Origin of the sequence: Rhodococcus spelaei (assembly GCF_006704125.1) — a bacterium.
Lineage (GTDB): Bacteria > Actinomycetota > Actinomycetes > Mycobacteriales > Mycobacteriaceae > Rhodococcus_G > Rhodococcus_G spelaei.
Map to the genome: position 1 here is coordinate 784,767 of NZ_VIGH01000001.1, position 13,833 is coordinate 798,599.

Genomic DNA, 13,833 nt, shown 5'->3' on the forward strand with positions numbered 1-13,833 from the left:
TGTGGCCCTAAATATCGCAGACTTCGTCGAGCACTCCATCGACTTGAACCCCGAGCGTGTGGCGCTGCTTGACAGCGACCGCGAGTTCACCTACGCGCAGTTGGAGGAGCGGACCAACCGTTTGGCCCACCACCTGCAGAGTCGTGGCGTCAAGCCGGGTGACAAGGTCGGCATCTACTCCCGCAACACCATCGAGGCCATCGAGGCCATGGTGGCGGTCTTCAAGGCCCGTGCGGTCATGGTGAACGTCAATTACCGCTATGTCGAGAACGAGTTGCAGTACATCTTCGAGAACTCGGACATGGTTGCGCTCGTCGTGGAGCGTCGCTACGCCGACAAGGTGGCGAACGTGCTGCCGAACACGCCGCTGCTGAAGGCGGTCGTCGTTGTCGAGGACGGCACCGATCTGGACTACGCGTCGTTCGGCGGCGTGGAGTACGAGCACGCGCTGTCCGAGAGCTCGCCCGAACGTGACTTCGGTGAACGCAGCCCCGACGACATCTTCATGCTGTACACCGGCGGCACCACCGGCATGCCGAAGGGCGTCATGTGGCGGCACGAGGACTGGTGGCGCGTTCTCGGCGGAGGCGTCAACTTCGTCACCGGTGAGCGCGTCGAGGACGAGTGGGAACTCGCGAAGGTCGGCGCCGCGAGTCCCGCGATGGTGCGCTTCCCGATCCCGCCGATGATCCACGGCGGTTCGCAGTCCGCGGTGTTCCACAGCCTCTTCGGTGGCGGAACGCTCGTCATGCACCCCGAGTTCGACGGGCACGCGGTCTGGCAGGTCATCGATCGCCACAAGGTCAACCTCATCTTCATCACCGGCGACGCGATGGCCCGCCCGATGCTCGACGCGCTGAAGGCCGGCAACCCGGAAACCGGTGAGCCGTACGACCTGTCGAGCCTGTACGTGATGGCCTCCAGTGCGGCCCTGTTCTCACCGGCGCTCAAGGACGAGTTCCTCGACCTGCTGCCGAACCGCTACATCACGGACTCCATCGGTTCGTCGGAGACCGGTTTCGGCGGCTTGGCCGCCGTCACCAAGGGCGCCACCCACACCGGCGGTCCCCGGGTGAAGATCGACGCTGCGACCGTCGTGCTCGACGACGACGGCAACGTCATCGAGGCGGGATCGGGCAAGGTCGGCGTGCTCGCCCGGCACGGTCACATCCCGCTCGGCTACTACAAGGACGAGAAGAAGACCGCAGAGACCTTCAAGGTCTACAACGGTGTTCGCTACTCGATTCCCGGTGACTACGCGACCGTCGAGGAGGACGGCACCGTCACGATGCTCGGCCGTGGCTCCGTCTCGATCAACAGTGGTGGCGAGAAGATCTACCCGGAGGAGGTCGAGGGAGCAGTCAAGACTCATCCCGATGTCTTCGACGTGCTGGTCGTCGGCGTGCCGGACGAGCGGTTCGGCCAGCGGGTCTCGGCGGTAGTCGCTACCCGCGACGGCGCACGCCCCAGCATGAACGACATCGTGGCCGCGGCGCGCAAGGAGATTGCCGGCTACAAGGTGCCGCGCAGCGTGTGGTTCGTCGACGAGATCAAGCGTTCACCCGCCGGTAAGCCCGACTACAAGTGGGCCAAGCAGCAGACCGAGGCGCGGGACGCGGACGACCACTTCACGAACGGCAACGGAAACTCCTGATGCACAACGCTCTTGCCGACAAGTTCGGCATCCAGTACCCGATCTTCGCGTTCACGCCGTCCGAGCACGTCGCGGCCGCGGTGTCGCGGGCCGGCGGACTCGGTGTGCTGGGATGCGTGCGCTTCAACGACCCGGACGAGCTCGAGGCCACCCTCGCCTGGATGGACGAGAACACCGACGGCAAGCCGTACGGCGTCGACATCGTGATGCCGGCCAAGGTGCCCACCGAGGGTGCGGCCGTCGACCTCGACAAGCTCATTCCCGCCGAGCACCGCGCGTTCGTCAACCGCACGCTCGACGAGCTCGGTGTCCCGCCGTTGTCCGACGACGTCGAGCACGCCACCGGCGTGCTGGGCTGGCTGCACTCTGTTGCGCGAGCGCAGGTGGACGTGGCGCTTCGCCACCGCCCGGCGCTGATCGCGAATGCGCTCGGATCGCCGCCGAAGGACATCATCGACGAGGCACACGCGCACGGGGTTCCGGTCGCGGCCCTCGCCGGCGCCGTTGGGCATGCGCTCAGTCACGTGGCCAACGGAGTCGACATCGTCATCGCCCAGGGCTACGAGGCGGGTGGCCACACCGGCGAGATCGCTTCGATGGTCCTCGTTCCCGAGATCGTCGATGCGGTAGGCGATTCCGCGACCGTGCTGGCAGCGGGTGGGATCGGAAGCGGTCGTCAGATCGCCGCGGCGATGAGCCTCGGTGCATCCGGCGTCTGGATGGGTTCGTACTGGCTCACCGCCGAGGAGTACAAGCTCGGCAGCGCGTCGGGTGAGGGCCCGTCGGCGATCCAGCGCGCGCTGCTCGGTGCGACGTCCTCCGACACCGTGCGCTCGCGCATCTACTCCGGCAAGCCGGCCCGGCTGCTCAAGACCAAGTGGACCGATGCCTGGTCCAAGCCGGGCGCACCCGAGGCACTGCCGATGCCGCTGCAGAATCTGCTGGTCAGCGAGGCACATCAGCGGATCGTCGCGTCGGAGGACCCGGAGGTCGTGGCGATGCCCGCGGGCCAGATCGTGGGGCGGATGAACGAGATCCGTCCGGTCGCCGACTCGATGGCAGACCTTGTCGCCGAGTTCGAGGCGACCGTCGCGCGACTGGAGAAGCTCAAGTAGGACCGTCGCCTCCGGGCGCAATTCAGGCCATGCACGAGGCCGGGTACGAATTTCGTACCCGGCCTCGTGCTGTGTCCGGACGGTGTGAACGGACCGTTCAGGCTCTCAGCGGACCTGAACGGTCCGTTCACGCCCACCGAAACGGGGAGGGAGAAGGGAGCGAGGGATCAGCGATCGAGTTCCGCGTCGAGCTTGTGCTGCAGTTCCTCGGTGACCGGCTCGAAGGACGCGCTGCCCGGGGCGCGGAACCAGGTGGGATCGGGGGAGTTCCAGCGCTGCGCGCTCAGGGACCGGCCGAGCACCTTGTAAGTCGCGGTCTTGGGCAGGTCGCTGGTGACCCGGACGAAACTCGGCATCTGCTTGGGGCCGAGATCGCTCTGCTCGGAGAGGAACTCGGCGAACTCGGCGAAGTCGAACCCGTCGGAGGCGACGAGGGCGACGGCCACCCGGTCGCCGACCTGCGGGTCGGGGACGGCGTAGGCGGCGACCTCGAGCACCTTCGGATGTCGGGCGAGGATGTTCTCGATCGGTGCGGTGCCGAGGTTCTCGCCGTCGACCCGCATCCAGCCGGAGCTGCGTCCGGCGAAGTAGAGGTAGCCGTCGGCGTCGACGTAGCCGAGGTCCCCGCTCCAGTACTGACCGTTCCGGACCCTCTCGGCCTCGGCCTCGGGGTTCTTGTAGTAGCCGGAGAAGCTGCCGGTGCCCGCGGTGTTCACCAGCTCGCCGGTCGCCTTGTCGGCGTTGGTGATGTGTCCCGAGTCGTCGAATTCGGCCACCGGGCAGGGGAGTCCGGTCTCGGGATCGAGCACGGCGACGCCCTGGGGCAACGGGCCGAGGGCGCCGGGCGGGGTGCCGGGCAGCCGGGAGATCAGCACACCCCCCTCGGTGGAACCGAAGCCGTCGACGACCCGGACGTCGAACCGGCGCGCGAACTCGACGAGCGCCGACGGGGAGCCCTCGTTGCCGTAGACGATCTTCAACGGGTTGTCGGCGTCGTCGCCGTGTTCCGGGGTGGCGAGCACGTAGGCGAGCGGCTTGCCGACGTAGTGCGCGAAGGTGGCACCGAAGCGGCGCACGTCCGGGAGGAACCCGGACGCCGAGAACTTCCGCCGCAGGGCGAAGTTCGCACCGGCGGCCAGCGCGATGGACCAGCAGGCCATGACCGCGCCGGAGTGGAACAGCGGCATCGACGCGTAGGTGGTGTCGGTGGCGTTCAGGCCGAACCGTTCGGCGAGCATGATGCCGGGTCCGGAGACCATCTTGTGGGTCACACGCACGGCCTTCGGGTCGCCGCTCGTCCCGGACGTGAAGATCAGCATGAACAGGTCGTCGGGCTCGGGACTCGTGTCCGGCGCGGGACTGCCGCGGTGGGCGTCGAGCAGGTCGTCCCACTCGGGGGTGTCGATACGCAGCAGTCGGACGTCGCCGAGGTCGAGTCCGTCGAGAAGGTGCGCCTTCTCGGAGTCGGTGATCACGATCTGGCAGTCGGATCGGGCGATGTCGCCGGCAAGTGCCGCTCCCCGCCGGGTCGGGTTCAGACCGGCCAGGACCGTGCCACCCACCGCGCTGGCTCCCAGGGCGAGGGCGAACTCGGGGACGTTGTCCAGCAGCACCCCCACGTGCGGGGGTGCCGCCGGATCCAGCAGTGCCGCGAGGGCGGCGGCGAGGTCGAAGCACGTTCCGACGTGCTCCGACCACGGAATCCTCTGCTCCTCGAAGAGGATTCCGTGGTCGCTGTCGTCACGCAGAGCCAGCAGCAGGTCGGTGACGGTGGGTGTGGCAGGGGTCATAGCGCGCAGTGTAGGGATCAGGCCGGGATGTCGGCCAGCGTCTGTCCCAGTCTCCGCAACTGCTCGGTGGCCGAGCCGAGCGCGAACTCGTTGTGCTTGGCCGCCAGGAAGTAGCGGTGCACCGGATGGTCGCGGTCGAGGCCGACACCACCGTGGACATGGATCACCGTGTGCGCGACGCGATGGCCCGCATCGGCCGCCCAGAACTTGGCGGTGCGGATCTCCTCCTCGGCGGGCAGGTTCTCGCTCAGTCGCCAGGCAGCCTGCCAGAGCGTGGACCGGACACCCTTGACGTCGATGAAGGCGTCGGCGAGGCGCTGGGCGACGGCCTGGAAGCTGCCGATCGGGCGGTCGAACTGCACCCGCTCGCGGGCGTACTCGGCGACCAGTTCGAGGGCCCGCTCCAAGGTTCCGAGCTGAAGGGCACTCAGGCCCACAGCTGCACGCGCCAGGATCGAGTCCAGTACCTCTGCGCCGCCCGGAATCACCGTGGCGACGGCGGCGCTGAGGTCGACGACGGCCTCGGCGCTGTAGTCGGTCGTCAACTGGCGGTCGACGCGTACGCCGGCGGCCGACGGCTCGACCACGAACACCGACACACCCTCGGCGGTCGTGGCAGGCACCAGGATCGCGTCCGCGAAAGCAGCCGCGGGCACGGTGATCTTGGTGCCGGTGACGGTCCAGCCGTCGGTGGTGCGCTCGGCGCGGGTGACCGGCTGAGCCGGATCGAGGTTGAGCTCCTCGGCGAGGGCAACGGTGAGGACGACCTCGCCGGCGCCGGCGAGGCGGGCAAGATCGCGCTGCGACTCGTCGCCGAACTCGGCCAGAGCGGACGCCGCCAGCACGATCGAGCTCAGGTACGGCACGGGGGAGATCGTCCGGCCGAGCTCGCGCAGCACGGAGCACTGCTCGAGGATGCCGAAGTCGCCGCCGCCGACCGATTCCGGGAGCGCCGCAGCGAGCACGCCCGCGTCGGTGAGCGCCTGCCAGAGCTTGTCGTCGAAGCGGTCCTGTGCGGCGTCCAGTTCGCGCAGTCGGTCGTTGGTGGTCAGCTTCTCGGCGATGCTCCGAGTGAGCTGTTCGAGGTCCTGTTGGGCCTCGGTGAGTGTGAAGTCCATCGAAAGTCCTTGTGTACGAGGAGAGTCGGGAGGTGGGCGCTATCGCTTCGCGGGCGGCTGGCCCAGCGCGGTCATGGCGAGGATGTCGCGCTGCACCTCATTGGTGCCGCCGCCGAAGGTCAGGATCAGCGAGGAGCGGTGCATCCGCTCGACCCGTCCGCGTAGCACTACGCCCGGGGAGTCCTGGCGCAGGTAGGCGAGGGGGCCGAGGACCTCCATCAGCAGTCGGTACGCCTCGGTCGCGAACTCGGTGCCGAACACCTTGCACGCGGACGCGTCGCCCTTGCTCGGGGCGTGCGCGGAAGCGACCTCCCAGTTCAGCAGCTTGAGGTACTCGACCTTGGCGTGCACCCGGGCGAGGTTGATCTGGACCCACTCCTGGTCGATGACGCGACGTCCGTCGGCCATCTTGGTGTTCTGCGCCCACTCGATCGTGTCGCGTAGCGCACCCTGGATCGGCGCGGCGGAGACCAGCGCGACCCGCTCGTGGTTGAGCTGGTTGGTCATCAGCGACCAGCCGCCGTTCTCTTCGCCGACCAGCGCGGACGAGGGGACCCGGACGTCCTGGTAGTACGTGGCACTGGTGTCCGGGCCTGCCATCGTGTGTACCGGGGTGTACGAGAAGCCCTCCGCGGTGGTCGGGACGATGAGCATGCTGATGCCCTTGTGCTTCTTGGCGCCCGGATCGGTGCGCACCGCCAGCCAGATGTAGTCGGCGTACGCGATGAGGCTCGTCCACATCTTCTGGCCGTTGACGATGTAGTCGTCACCGTCCTTGACCGCAGTGGTGCGCAGGCTCGCCAGGTCGGTGCCGGCACCGGGCTCGGAGTAGCCGATGGAGAAGTGCAGTTCACCGGCCGCGATCTTGGGCAGGAAGAACTTCTTCTGCTCCTCCGACCCGTAGTGCATGATCGTCGGCGCGACCGAGTTGATCGTGAGGAACGGGACCGGCGCGCCGGCGATGGCGGCCTCGTCGGTGAAGATCAGCTGGTCGAGCGCCGAGCGTTCCTGCCCGCCGTACTCCTTGGGCCAGCCGAGGGCCAGCCAACCGTCCCGGCCCATCTCGCGCACGACATCCCGATAGACGGTGCCGGAGCCGTACTCGCCGGTTTGGGCGCTGAGCGCTTCGCGCCGTTCGGGAGTGATGAGCTTGGCGAAGTACGCGCGGAGCTCCTCCCGCAGCGCCTGCTGCTCCGCGGTGTAGGTGATGTGCATCGATCCCTCTCCGGTCTCTGACACAGGTTCTACCCTGTGTCCGGTGCGGCAATGTTGTTACGGTCCGGCGCTCATCCGGAGCCCGCTTTCGGCCCGTCAGTGCGGGTTTTTCGCATCATTGCACAGGAGTGGAACGGGTTCTAGTCTAATGGTGGATCTGCCCGTGGATCCAGCCCGTAGACCGCGAGCGCAGACGACGATTCCAAGCGAGAAATGAGGTTCATCAATGGAGGTCAAGGTCGATTTTGATCGATGTGAGGCCAACGGCGTGTGTGTGGGTATCGCGCCTGACGTCTTCGATCTCGACGACGACGACAACCTGCTCGTGACGCAGCCCGACGATTCGCCGGAGGCGGTTGCGTTGATGGAGGAGGCCGTCGCGCAGTGCCCGCGTGCCGCGCTGCGGCTGGAGCGCTGAGCTGCGGCCGTCCTTGCCGCAAACGAGAACACGTTCTAAAGTGACTGGCGTCACGAAGGCGGCGGGTGCTCCCGGGCTCATGTCCCAAGGGGTGCCCGCCGCAACCGCATCAATTCACGAAGGCAGTGGTGAGATTGGCTAGTCGCGAGGTAAGTCTGGACGGCAAGGTTGCGATCGTCACCGGTGGGGCGTCCGGCCTCGGTAAGGCCGAGGCGCTCGGTCTCGTGGCTGCCGGCGCGAACGTGGTGATCAACGATCTCGTCGCGGGCGAGCAGGCGGACGCCGTGCTCGACGAGGTCCAGGCCCTCGGTGGCAAGGCGGTGTACGTCGCAGGCGACATCGGCGAGCGCTCCACGGCGGATGCGCTGATGGAGGCCGCCCAGCAGCTCGGTGGCGTCGACATCGTGGTCAACAACGCGGGCATCGTGCGCGACAAGATGCTGTTCAGCATGTCCGACGAGGAATGGGACCTGGTGCTCAAGGTGCACCTGCGTGGCCACTTCCTGCTCTGCCGCAACGCCGCTGTGCACTGGCGGGCCGAGTCCAAGGCCGCTGGCGCACCCGTCTACGGCCGTCTCATCAACACCTCCTCCGAGGCCGGACTGCTCGGCCCCGCGGGGCAGCCGAACTACGGTGCGGCCAAGGCCGGTATCACCGCGCTGACGCTGTCCGCCGCGCGTGGCCTCGAGCGCTACGGCGTCCGCGCCAATGCGATCTGCCCGCGTGCGCGCACCGCGATGACCGAGAACGTTTTCGGTGAGGCTCCCGAGGACGGCACGGATCCGCTCTCGCCCGAGCATGTCGTGAACCTGGTGTCCTACCTGGCCTCGCCCGCCGCGGACGCGATCAACGGTCAAGTCTTCATCGTGTACGGCCCGATGGTCGCGCTGATGGCGGCGCCGGTCGTCGAGCAGCGTTTCGACGCTCCGGATTCGGCGTGGAGCCCGGCCGGTCTCGCCGACGCGCTCGGTGGGTACTTCGACGGCCGCGATCCGGCGCAGATGTTCGCCGCGACGGCGGCCGTGAAGTCGCTGGGCTGACCGCAAACTTTTGTTGCGGTAAGAAAACCCTGAATCCGGCACGCAGGGCAGTTTGGCTGGGCCAAGATGGTGTCCGGAGTGGGCACTACCTGGGGTCATTCCGTAGATACGTGTTCTAGAAATACCCGGCGCAACGGGGCTCGGGGGAGTGTGTCCAGTTGGTTGCCGGCCGGGAGCATTGCGGTGCGGGAGCGGTGTGATTCGCCGTTCTCGCCCCGCCTTGCCTCCTTGTCGGTTCGCGTCGCGGCGGCGCAACCTCCCTGGTGTTCCGTACTGGCGAAAGGCGTAGGCAGGCAACGTGAATGGTCGTGCGAAGGTGCGCAGGTCCATGTCCTACATCGGAGCGGTGCTCGGGCTCTCGGATCCCGACGGCCGGCCCGGCGCGACCTCGGTGGAACTGCTGAACGAGCGCGAGCTCGACCGCGGGTCGATGTCGCCAATTCTTGCCTTGACGCGCACGAACGGCTCGGAGGATGAACGGCTTTGACAGGTGAACACGTTCTAGTTAGTATGACCTGGATCACAGACTCCGGGGGGGATCGTAGCGTTCCTCCCCGAGCCATGCGCGCGAACTCTGACGAGGAGGAAAGGTGAACGACCTCCTTGCCGTGCCGATGCGCGCGGTCGGCGGCTTCTTCTCCATGACCGGGGAGACATTCCGCGCAATGGCGCGGCCGCCCTTCCAGCATCGTGAATTCGTCGACCAGGCGTGGTTCGTGGCGCGGGTGTCGATGCTACCGACCGTCCTGGTTGCGGTGCCCTTCACCGTGCTGGTGAGCTTCACGCTCAACATCCTGCTTCGCGAGATCGGCGCGGCCGACCTCAGTGGCGCCGGTGCGGCGCTCGGCGCGGTCACCCAGATCGGGCCGATGGTCACCGTGCTCATCGTGGCGGGCGCGGGCGCGACCGCCATCTGCGCCGACCTCTCCGCGCGCACCATTCGCGAGGAGATCGATGCGATGAAGGTGCTCGGCATCGATCCCATCCAACGCCTCGTGGTGCCCCGAGTGCTCGCGTCGACGGTGGTCGCGCTCCTGCTCAACGGTCTGGTGTGCACCATCGGCATCGCCGGTGGGTTCGTGTTCTCGGTATTTCTGCAGGGCGTCAACCCGGGAGCCTTCGTCAACGGCATCACGCTGCTGACCGGCTTCGGGGAGCTCATGCTCTCGCAGCTCAAGGCCGGCCTGTTCGGCATGATCGCGGGTCTCGTGGCCTGCTACCTCGGTCTCAATGTGAAGGGTGGAGCCAAGAGCGTGGGTGACGCGGTCAATCAGACAGTCGTGTTCGCCTTCATGGCACTGTTCGTCGTCAATGTCCTGGTCACCGCCATCGGCATCAAGCTGACGGCGGGGTGACGGGATGGCACTCGCACTGACCGGACGATTCCGTGGCACCCGACGCAGTATCGGCAAGATCTCCCAGTCGATCGACAAGATCGGCGACCACGCGCTGTTCTACGGGCGCGCCCTCGCGGCAGCGCCCAGGGCCGTCGTCCACTACCGCAAGGAAACGATCCGGCTGATCGCCGAGATCAGCATGGGCACCGGCGCGCTCGCCGTCATCGGCGGCACCGTTGTCATCGTCGGCTTCCTCACCCTGGCCGCCGGCGGCGTGATCGCGGTCCAGGGCTACAGCTCGCTCGGCAACATCGGCGTCGAGGCCCTCACCGGCTTCTTCGCGGCATTCATCAACGTGCGTATCGCCGCCCCGGTCATCGCGGGCATCGGTCTCGCCGCGACCATCGGTGCAGGCTCGACCGCGCAGCTCGGTGCCATGCGGGTCTCCGAGGAGATCGACGCGCTCGAGGTGATGGCGATCCCGTCGATTCCCTATCTGGTCAGCACCCGTGTCATGGCCGGCATGATCGCGATCGTCCCGCTGTACTCGCTCGCCGTCGTCGCGTCGTTCGTCGCCAGCCGCTTCGCCACCGTCGTGCTGTACGGGCAGTCTTCCGGCGTCTACGACCACTACTTCTCGACCTTCCTGATTCCCACGGACATCCTGTGGTCGTTCGCGCAGGCGATCCTGATGGCGTTGGCGGTCATGCTGATCCACACCTACTACGGCTTCCACGCCAGCGGCGGCCCGGTCGGCGTGGGCGTGGCCGTCGGTAACGCCGTGCGCGCCTCGCTGATCGCCGTGGTCACGGTGACCCTGCTCCTCTCACTCGCCATCTACGGCGGGTCCGGCAACTTCAACCTCTCGGGATAGCGCCATGACGGAATCCACGTGGAAGAAGAAGATCGCCGCGCTCGTCCTGGTCGGCAGCCTCGTCGGCATCGTCGTGGTCGCACTGACGATGTTCGCCGGCGGCTTCACCAGCTCAGAACCGGTGACGGTGACCGCGCAGCGGGCCGGACTGGTGATGGACCGCGACGCCAAGGTGAAGCTGCGCGGCGTCCAGGTCGGCAAGGTCGCGTCGATTGAGGAAGAGAACGGTCAGGCACGACTGGATCTGGCCATGGATCCTTCGATGCTGCACCTGATCCCGTCGAACGCGAAGGTAGAGATCAAGTCCACCACTGTGTTCGGCGCGAAGTACGTCAACTTCGTCGTGCCCGACCAGCCGTCGTCGACGTCGCTCACCCCGGGCTCGAACATCGAGGCGTCTGCGGTGACGGTGGAGTTCAACACCCTGTTCCAGCACCTGTCGACCCTGCTGCAGCAGATCGAGCCGGAGAAGCTCAATGCCACGCTCGGCGCGATCTCGTCGGCCCTCCACGGCCGTGGCGAAGAGCTCGGACAGCTGCTCCAGGACAGTGACTCGTACCTGAAGACGATGAACCCGACTCTGCCGCAACTGCAGAAGGACCTCAGCGCCGCTGCCAGGGTGACCAACACCTACGCGGACGTCACGCCGAACCTGATGAAGCTGCTCGACAACGCCACCGCGACCAGCGGTTCCATCGTCGAGGAGCAGGCGAACCTGAACCTGTTGCTGATGAACGTGACCGGGCTGGCGAACACCGCCAACGACGTGCTCACCACGAACGAGGCGAACCTGACGCAGTCGCTGTCGCTGCTGAAGCCGACGACGGCGTTGCTCGCCGAGTACTCGCCGAGCATTGCCTGTCTGCTGACCGGCCTGGACAAGACGCTCCCCGCGGCGAACGACATCTTCGGTGGTCTGCAGCCCGGTGTCGCACTGAGCACGAGTTTCGTACCCGGATCGGCTCCGTACACCTACCCGAAGGACCTGCCGAAGGTGAACGCCTCCGGTGGTCCCAACTGCTGGGGCCTGCCGGACTTCGATCCGAGGCGGGACGGGAATGCCAAGTTCGTCGTCGCCGACACCGGAACGGTGCCGTACGTCCCGTCGACGAAGACCGCGGTGAACGTGCCCAAGATGTTCCAGTGGCTGTACGCGGGCGTGGCGCCGCAGGGAGGACAGAAGTGATGCGGCCGACCACGATCAAGCTGCTCGCATTCACCACCGTGATGGTGCTGATCTTCGCCGGACTGGCCGTCGTGTTCAGCCAGTTCCGGTTCAGCAGCTCCGACGGCTACCACGCCGAGTTCACCAGCGCCTCCGGGCTCAAGGCCGGCGAGAAGGTCCGCATCGCGGGCGTCCCCGTCGGCTCGGTCAAGCGCGTCACGGTCGGCTCAGACAACCTCGCGGAGGTCGACTTCAGCGTCGACACCAAGTACTCGCTTCTGCAGAGCACGAAGGCGACGGTCCGCTACGAGAACCTGGTCGGAGACCGCTACCTCGAACTGCTCGAGGGTGCGGGCTCGGCCGAGACCCTCGGCAGCGGCGGCACCATCCCGCAGTCGCAGACCTCGCCGGCGCTGGACCTGGACCTGCTGCTCGGCGGGTTCAAGCCACTGCTGCGGGGCCTCGATCCCAAGCAGGTCAACGACCTCACCGGCGCGCTGGTGCAGGTGTTCCAGGGTCAGGGCGGCACGCTGGTCTCGTTGCTCGGCAGCACCAGCTCGTTCACCTCGACCCTCGCCGACCGGGACAAGCTGATCGGCGACGTGATCACCAACCTCAACACGACGCTCAAGACGATCAACGACAAGGGCGACCAGTTCTCGACCACCATCGACCAGCTCCAGCAGTTGGTGAGCGGATTGGCCAAGGACAGCGATCCGATCGGCAACGCGATCCCCAAGATCGCCACCGCGACAGGTGATCTGGCGCAGCTGCTCGAGGGTGCCCGGCCCGACCTGCAGTCCACCATCGCCGAGGCCGGCCGCGTGGCGAACCAGCTCGACGAGGGCCAGGACACCATCAACTGGGTGCTCGAACGGCTGCCCAAGACCTACAAGCAGCTGATTCGCGTCGGCACCTACGGCAGCGTCTTCCAGTTCTACACGTGCTCGGTCACGATGAAGTTCACCGGACCGGACGGCAAGGACCTCAAGGTGGCGCTGCCGACGACCCCGCCCCAGACCACCGGGAGGTGTGCACCGCTGCCATGAGCCATCGCGAGGCAAGAAATCCAGTACAGATCGGCATCATCGGGATCGTCGTCGCGGCCTCCCTGGTGCTTGCCGGCCTGCAGTACGATCGGCTGCCGTTCCTCTCGGGCGGCGCCCGGTACCAGGCCTACTTCGAGGACGCGGGCGGCCTGCTCACCGGTGATTACGTCACCGTTGCCGGCGTCAATGTCGGCAAGGTGGACAAGGTCGACCTCGACGACCAGAAGGTGCTCGTCACCTTCTCCATGAACGAGGGCATCGGTCTCGGCGACAGCACGCGGGCGGACATCAAGACCAATACGATCCTCGGCCGCAAGTCGCTGCAGGTAACCCCGGAGGGTGCCGGTGCGATGCGGGCCGGTGGCGTGATCCCGTTGGACCGCACCAACTCTCCGTACTCGCTCAACGATGCGCTCGGAGATCTGACGAATTCCGTCTCCGAACTGAACACGAAGCAGTTGAACGATTCGCTCAACGCGATGTCGGGTGCGCTGGCGAACACGCCGCCGGAGCTGCGAACCGCTCTCGACGGCATCAGCCGACTCTCGCAGAGCATCAACAGCCGCGACCAGAGCGTGCGGGACCTGCTCTCGAGGGCCGAGAGCGTGACGAAGATCCTCGCGGACCGCAGCGGCCAGATCAACTCGCTGATCGTGGACGGCAATAAGCTGCTCGGCGAACTCGACCGTAGGCGCGCTGCCATCAGTCAGCTGATCACCAACATCTCGTATGTGTCGCGGCAGCTGACCGGCCTCGTCCAGGACAACGAGCAGCAGATGAAACCCACCCTGGACAAGCTCAATTCGGTGATCGGCATCCTGCAGAAGAACAAGGACAACATCGGCAAGGCGCTCGACGGCCTCGGGCCGTACGCGACAGCACTCGGCGAAACCGTCGGTAGCGGGCCGTTCTTCATGGCGTACGTGGCGAACTTCAGCATCGGCCAGCTGACCCAGACGTTCACGGACTCGTTGACCTGGCCCGAGCACGTGCCGAAGGACCTGGCCAACTTCCCGCCCCTGAAAGCCGAGCTGGTGGATCCGAACCGATGAGCGCCC

The 13,833-nt window shown here is 66.7% G+C and carries 13 protein-coding genes; 10 read left to right on the forward strand and 3 right to left on the reverse strand.

Annotation, left to right across the window (positions count from 1 at the left end; all coding sequences use genetic code 11):
* Position 1: 1 nt before the first annotated feature.
* Together FK531_RS03665 and FK531_RS03670 are read left to right on the forward strand one after the other, a co-directional pair.
* Entirely contained in the window at positions 2 to 1,654 is a 1,653-nt protein-coding gene (locus tag FK531_RS03665) for an acyl-CoA synthetase (RefSeq protein ID WP_142095239.1), read from the forward strand.
* Entirely contained in the window at positions 1,654 to 2,769 is a 1,116-nt protein-coding gene (locus FK531_RS03670) for an NAD(P)H-dependent flavin oxidoreductase (RefSeq protein WP_142095240.1), read from the forward strand. The genes FK531_RS03665 and FK531_RS03670 overlap by 1 nt, the downstream gene beginning before the upstream one ends.
* A 167-nt stretch (positions 2,770 to 2,936) precedes the next feature.
* On the opposite strand, the gene FK531_RS03675 is transcribed toward FK531_RS03670, so the two are convergent.
* Genes FK531_RS03675 through FK531_RS03685 form a run of 3 tightly spaced genes read right to left on the reverse strand, consistent with a single transcriptional unit; the run spans position 2,937 to position 6,892 of the window.
* Positions 2,937 to 4,559: a long-chain-fatty-acid--CoA ligase gene (locus tag FK531_RS03675; RefSeq protein WP_142095241.1), complete on the reverse strand. Its 1,623-nt coding sequence runs from the start codon at positions 4,557 to 4,559 to the stop codon at positions 2,937 to 2,939.
* A gap of 17 nt (positions 4,560 to 4,576) precedes the next feature.
* On the reverse strand, positions 4,577 to 5,677 hold the full coding sequence (locus tag FK531_RS03680) for an acyl-CoA dehydrogenase family protein (RefSeq protein WP_142095242.1): 1,101 nt from the start codon (positions 5,675 to 5,677) through the stop codon (positions 4,577 to 4,579).
* 39 nt (positions 5,678 to 5,716) lie between these two features.
* Positions 5,717 to 6,892 carry an acyl-CoA dehydrogenase family protein gene (locus FK531_RS03685; protein WP_142095360.1) on the reverse strand — a complete coding sequence of 392 codons (1,176 nt, stop codon included), beginning with the start codon at positions 6,890 to 6,892 and terminating at the stop codon, positions 5,717 to 5,719.
* Positions 6,893 to 7,118: 226 nt separating this feature from the next.
* Between FK531_RS03685 and FK531_RS03690 the strand changes: the two genes are divergently transcribed.
* The 8 genes from FK531_RS03690 (at position 7,119) to FK531_RS03720 (ending at position 13,827) form a co-directional block, all read left to right on the forward strand.
* Positions 7,119 to 7,310 (forward strand): ferredoxin, encoded by a 192-nt coding sequence (locus FK531_RS03690; protein ID WP_142095243.1) that lies wholly within the window; start codon positions 7,119 to 7,121, stop codon positions 7,308 to 7,310.
* A gap of 134 nt (positions 7,311 to 7,444) precedes the next feature.
* On the forward strand, positions 7,445 to 8,350 hold the full coding sequence (locus tag FK531_RS03695; protein ID WP_435531011.1) for a 3-oxoacyl-ACP reductase: 906 nt from the start codon (positions 7,445 to 7,447) through the stop codon (positions 8,348 to 8,350).
* A 328-nt stretch (positions 8,351 to 8,678) separates the two neighbouring features.
* Positions 8,679 to 8,837 carry a hypothetical protein gene (locus FK531_RS22225; protein ID WP_181762796.1) on the forward strand — a complete coding sequence of 53 codons (159 nt, stop codon included), beginning with the start codon at positions 8,679 to 8,681 and terminating at the stop codon, positions 8,835 to 8,837.
* 103 nt (positions 8,838 to 8,940) lie between these two features.
* Complete coding sequence (locus FK531_RS03700; protein WP_142095245.1) at positions 8,941 to 9,705, forward strand: MlaE family ABC transporter permease; 765 nt, start codon at positions 8,941 to 8,943, stop codon at positions 9,703 to 9,705.
* A 4-nt stretch (positions 9,706 to 9,709) separates the two neighbouring features.
* Positions 9,710 to 10,561: an MlaE family ABC transporter permease gene (locus FK531_RS03705; RefSeq protein WP_142095246.1), complete on the forward strand. Its 852-nt coding sequence runs from the start codon at positions 9,710 to 9,712 to the stop codon at positions 10,559 to 10,561.
* A gap of 4 nt (positions 10,562 to 10,565) precedes the next feature.
* Positions 10,566 to 11,747 carry an MCE family protein gene (locus FK531_RS03710; protein ID WP_142095247.1) on the forward strand — a complete coding sequence of 394 codons (1,182 nt, stop codon included), beginning with the start codon at positions 10,566 to 10,568 and terminating at the stop codon, positions 11,745 to 11,747.
* Positions 11,747 to 12,775, forward strand: coding sequence for an MCE family protein (locus FK531_RS03715; protein ID WP_142095248.1), 1,029 nt, complete (start codon positions 11,747 to 11,749; stop codon positions 12,773 to 12,775). Before FK531_RS03710 ends, FK531_RS03715 begins: the two co-directional genes overlap by 1 nt.
* Positions 12,772 to 13,827: an MCE family protein gene (locus tag FK531_RS03720; RefSeq protein WP_142095249.1), complete on the forward strand. Its 1,056-nt coding sequence runs from the start codon at positions 12,772 to 12,774 to the stop codon at positions 13,825 to 13,827. The genes FK531_RS03715 and FK531_RS03720 overlap by 4 nt, the downstream gene beginning before the upstream one ends.
* The last annotated feature ends 6 nt before the right edge of the window (positions 13,828 to 13,833 follow it).

Coding starts and splice junctions, on each gene's coding strand:
- FK531_RS03670 (WP_142095240.1), top strand. CDS start 1,654: ATGCACAACGCTCTTGCCGACAAGTTCGGCATCCAGTACCCGATCTTC.
- FK531_RS22225 (WP_181762796.1), top strand. CDS start 8,679: ATGTCCTACATCGGAGCGGTGCTCGGGCTCTCGGATCCCGACGGCCGG.
- FK531_RS03680 (WP_142095242.1), bottom strand. CDS start 5,677: ATGGACTTCACACTCACCGAGGCCCAACAGGACCTCGAACAGCTCACT.
- FK531_RS03715 (WP_142095248.1), top strand. CDS start 11,747: ATGCGGCCGACCACGATCAAGCTGCTCGCATTCACCACCGTGATGGTG.
- FK531_RS03710 (WP_142095247.1), top strand. CDS start 10,566: ATGACGGAATCCACGTGGAAGAAGAAGATCGCCGCGCTCGTCCTGGTC.
- FK531_RS03720 (WP_142095249.1), top strand. CDS start 12,772: ATGAGCCATCGCGAGGCAAGAAATCCAGTACAGATCGGCATCATCGGG.
- FK531_RS03685 (WP_142095360.1), bottom strand. CDS start 6,892: ATGCACATCACCTACACCGCGGAGCAGCAGGCGCTGCGGGAGGAGCTC.
- FK531_RS03705 (WP_142095246.1), top strand. CDS start 9,710: ATGGCACTCGCACTGACCGGACGATTCCGTGGCACCCGACGCAGTATC.
- FK531_RS03675 (WP_142095241.1), bottom strand. CDS start 4,559: ATGACCCCTGCCACACCCACCGTCACCGACCTGCTGCTGGCTCTGCGT.
- FK531_RS03690 (WP_142095243.1), top strand. CDS start 7,119: ATGGAGGTCAAGGTCGATTTTGATCGATGTGAGGCCAACGGCGTGTGT.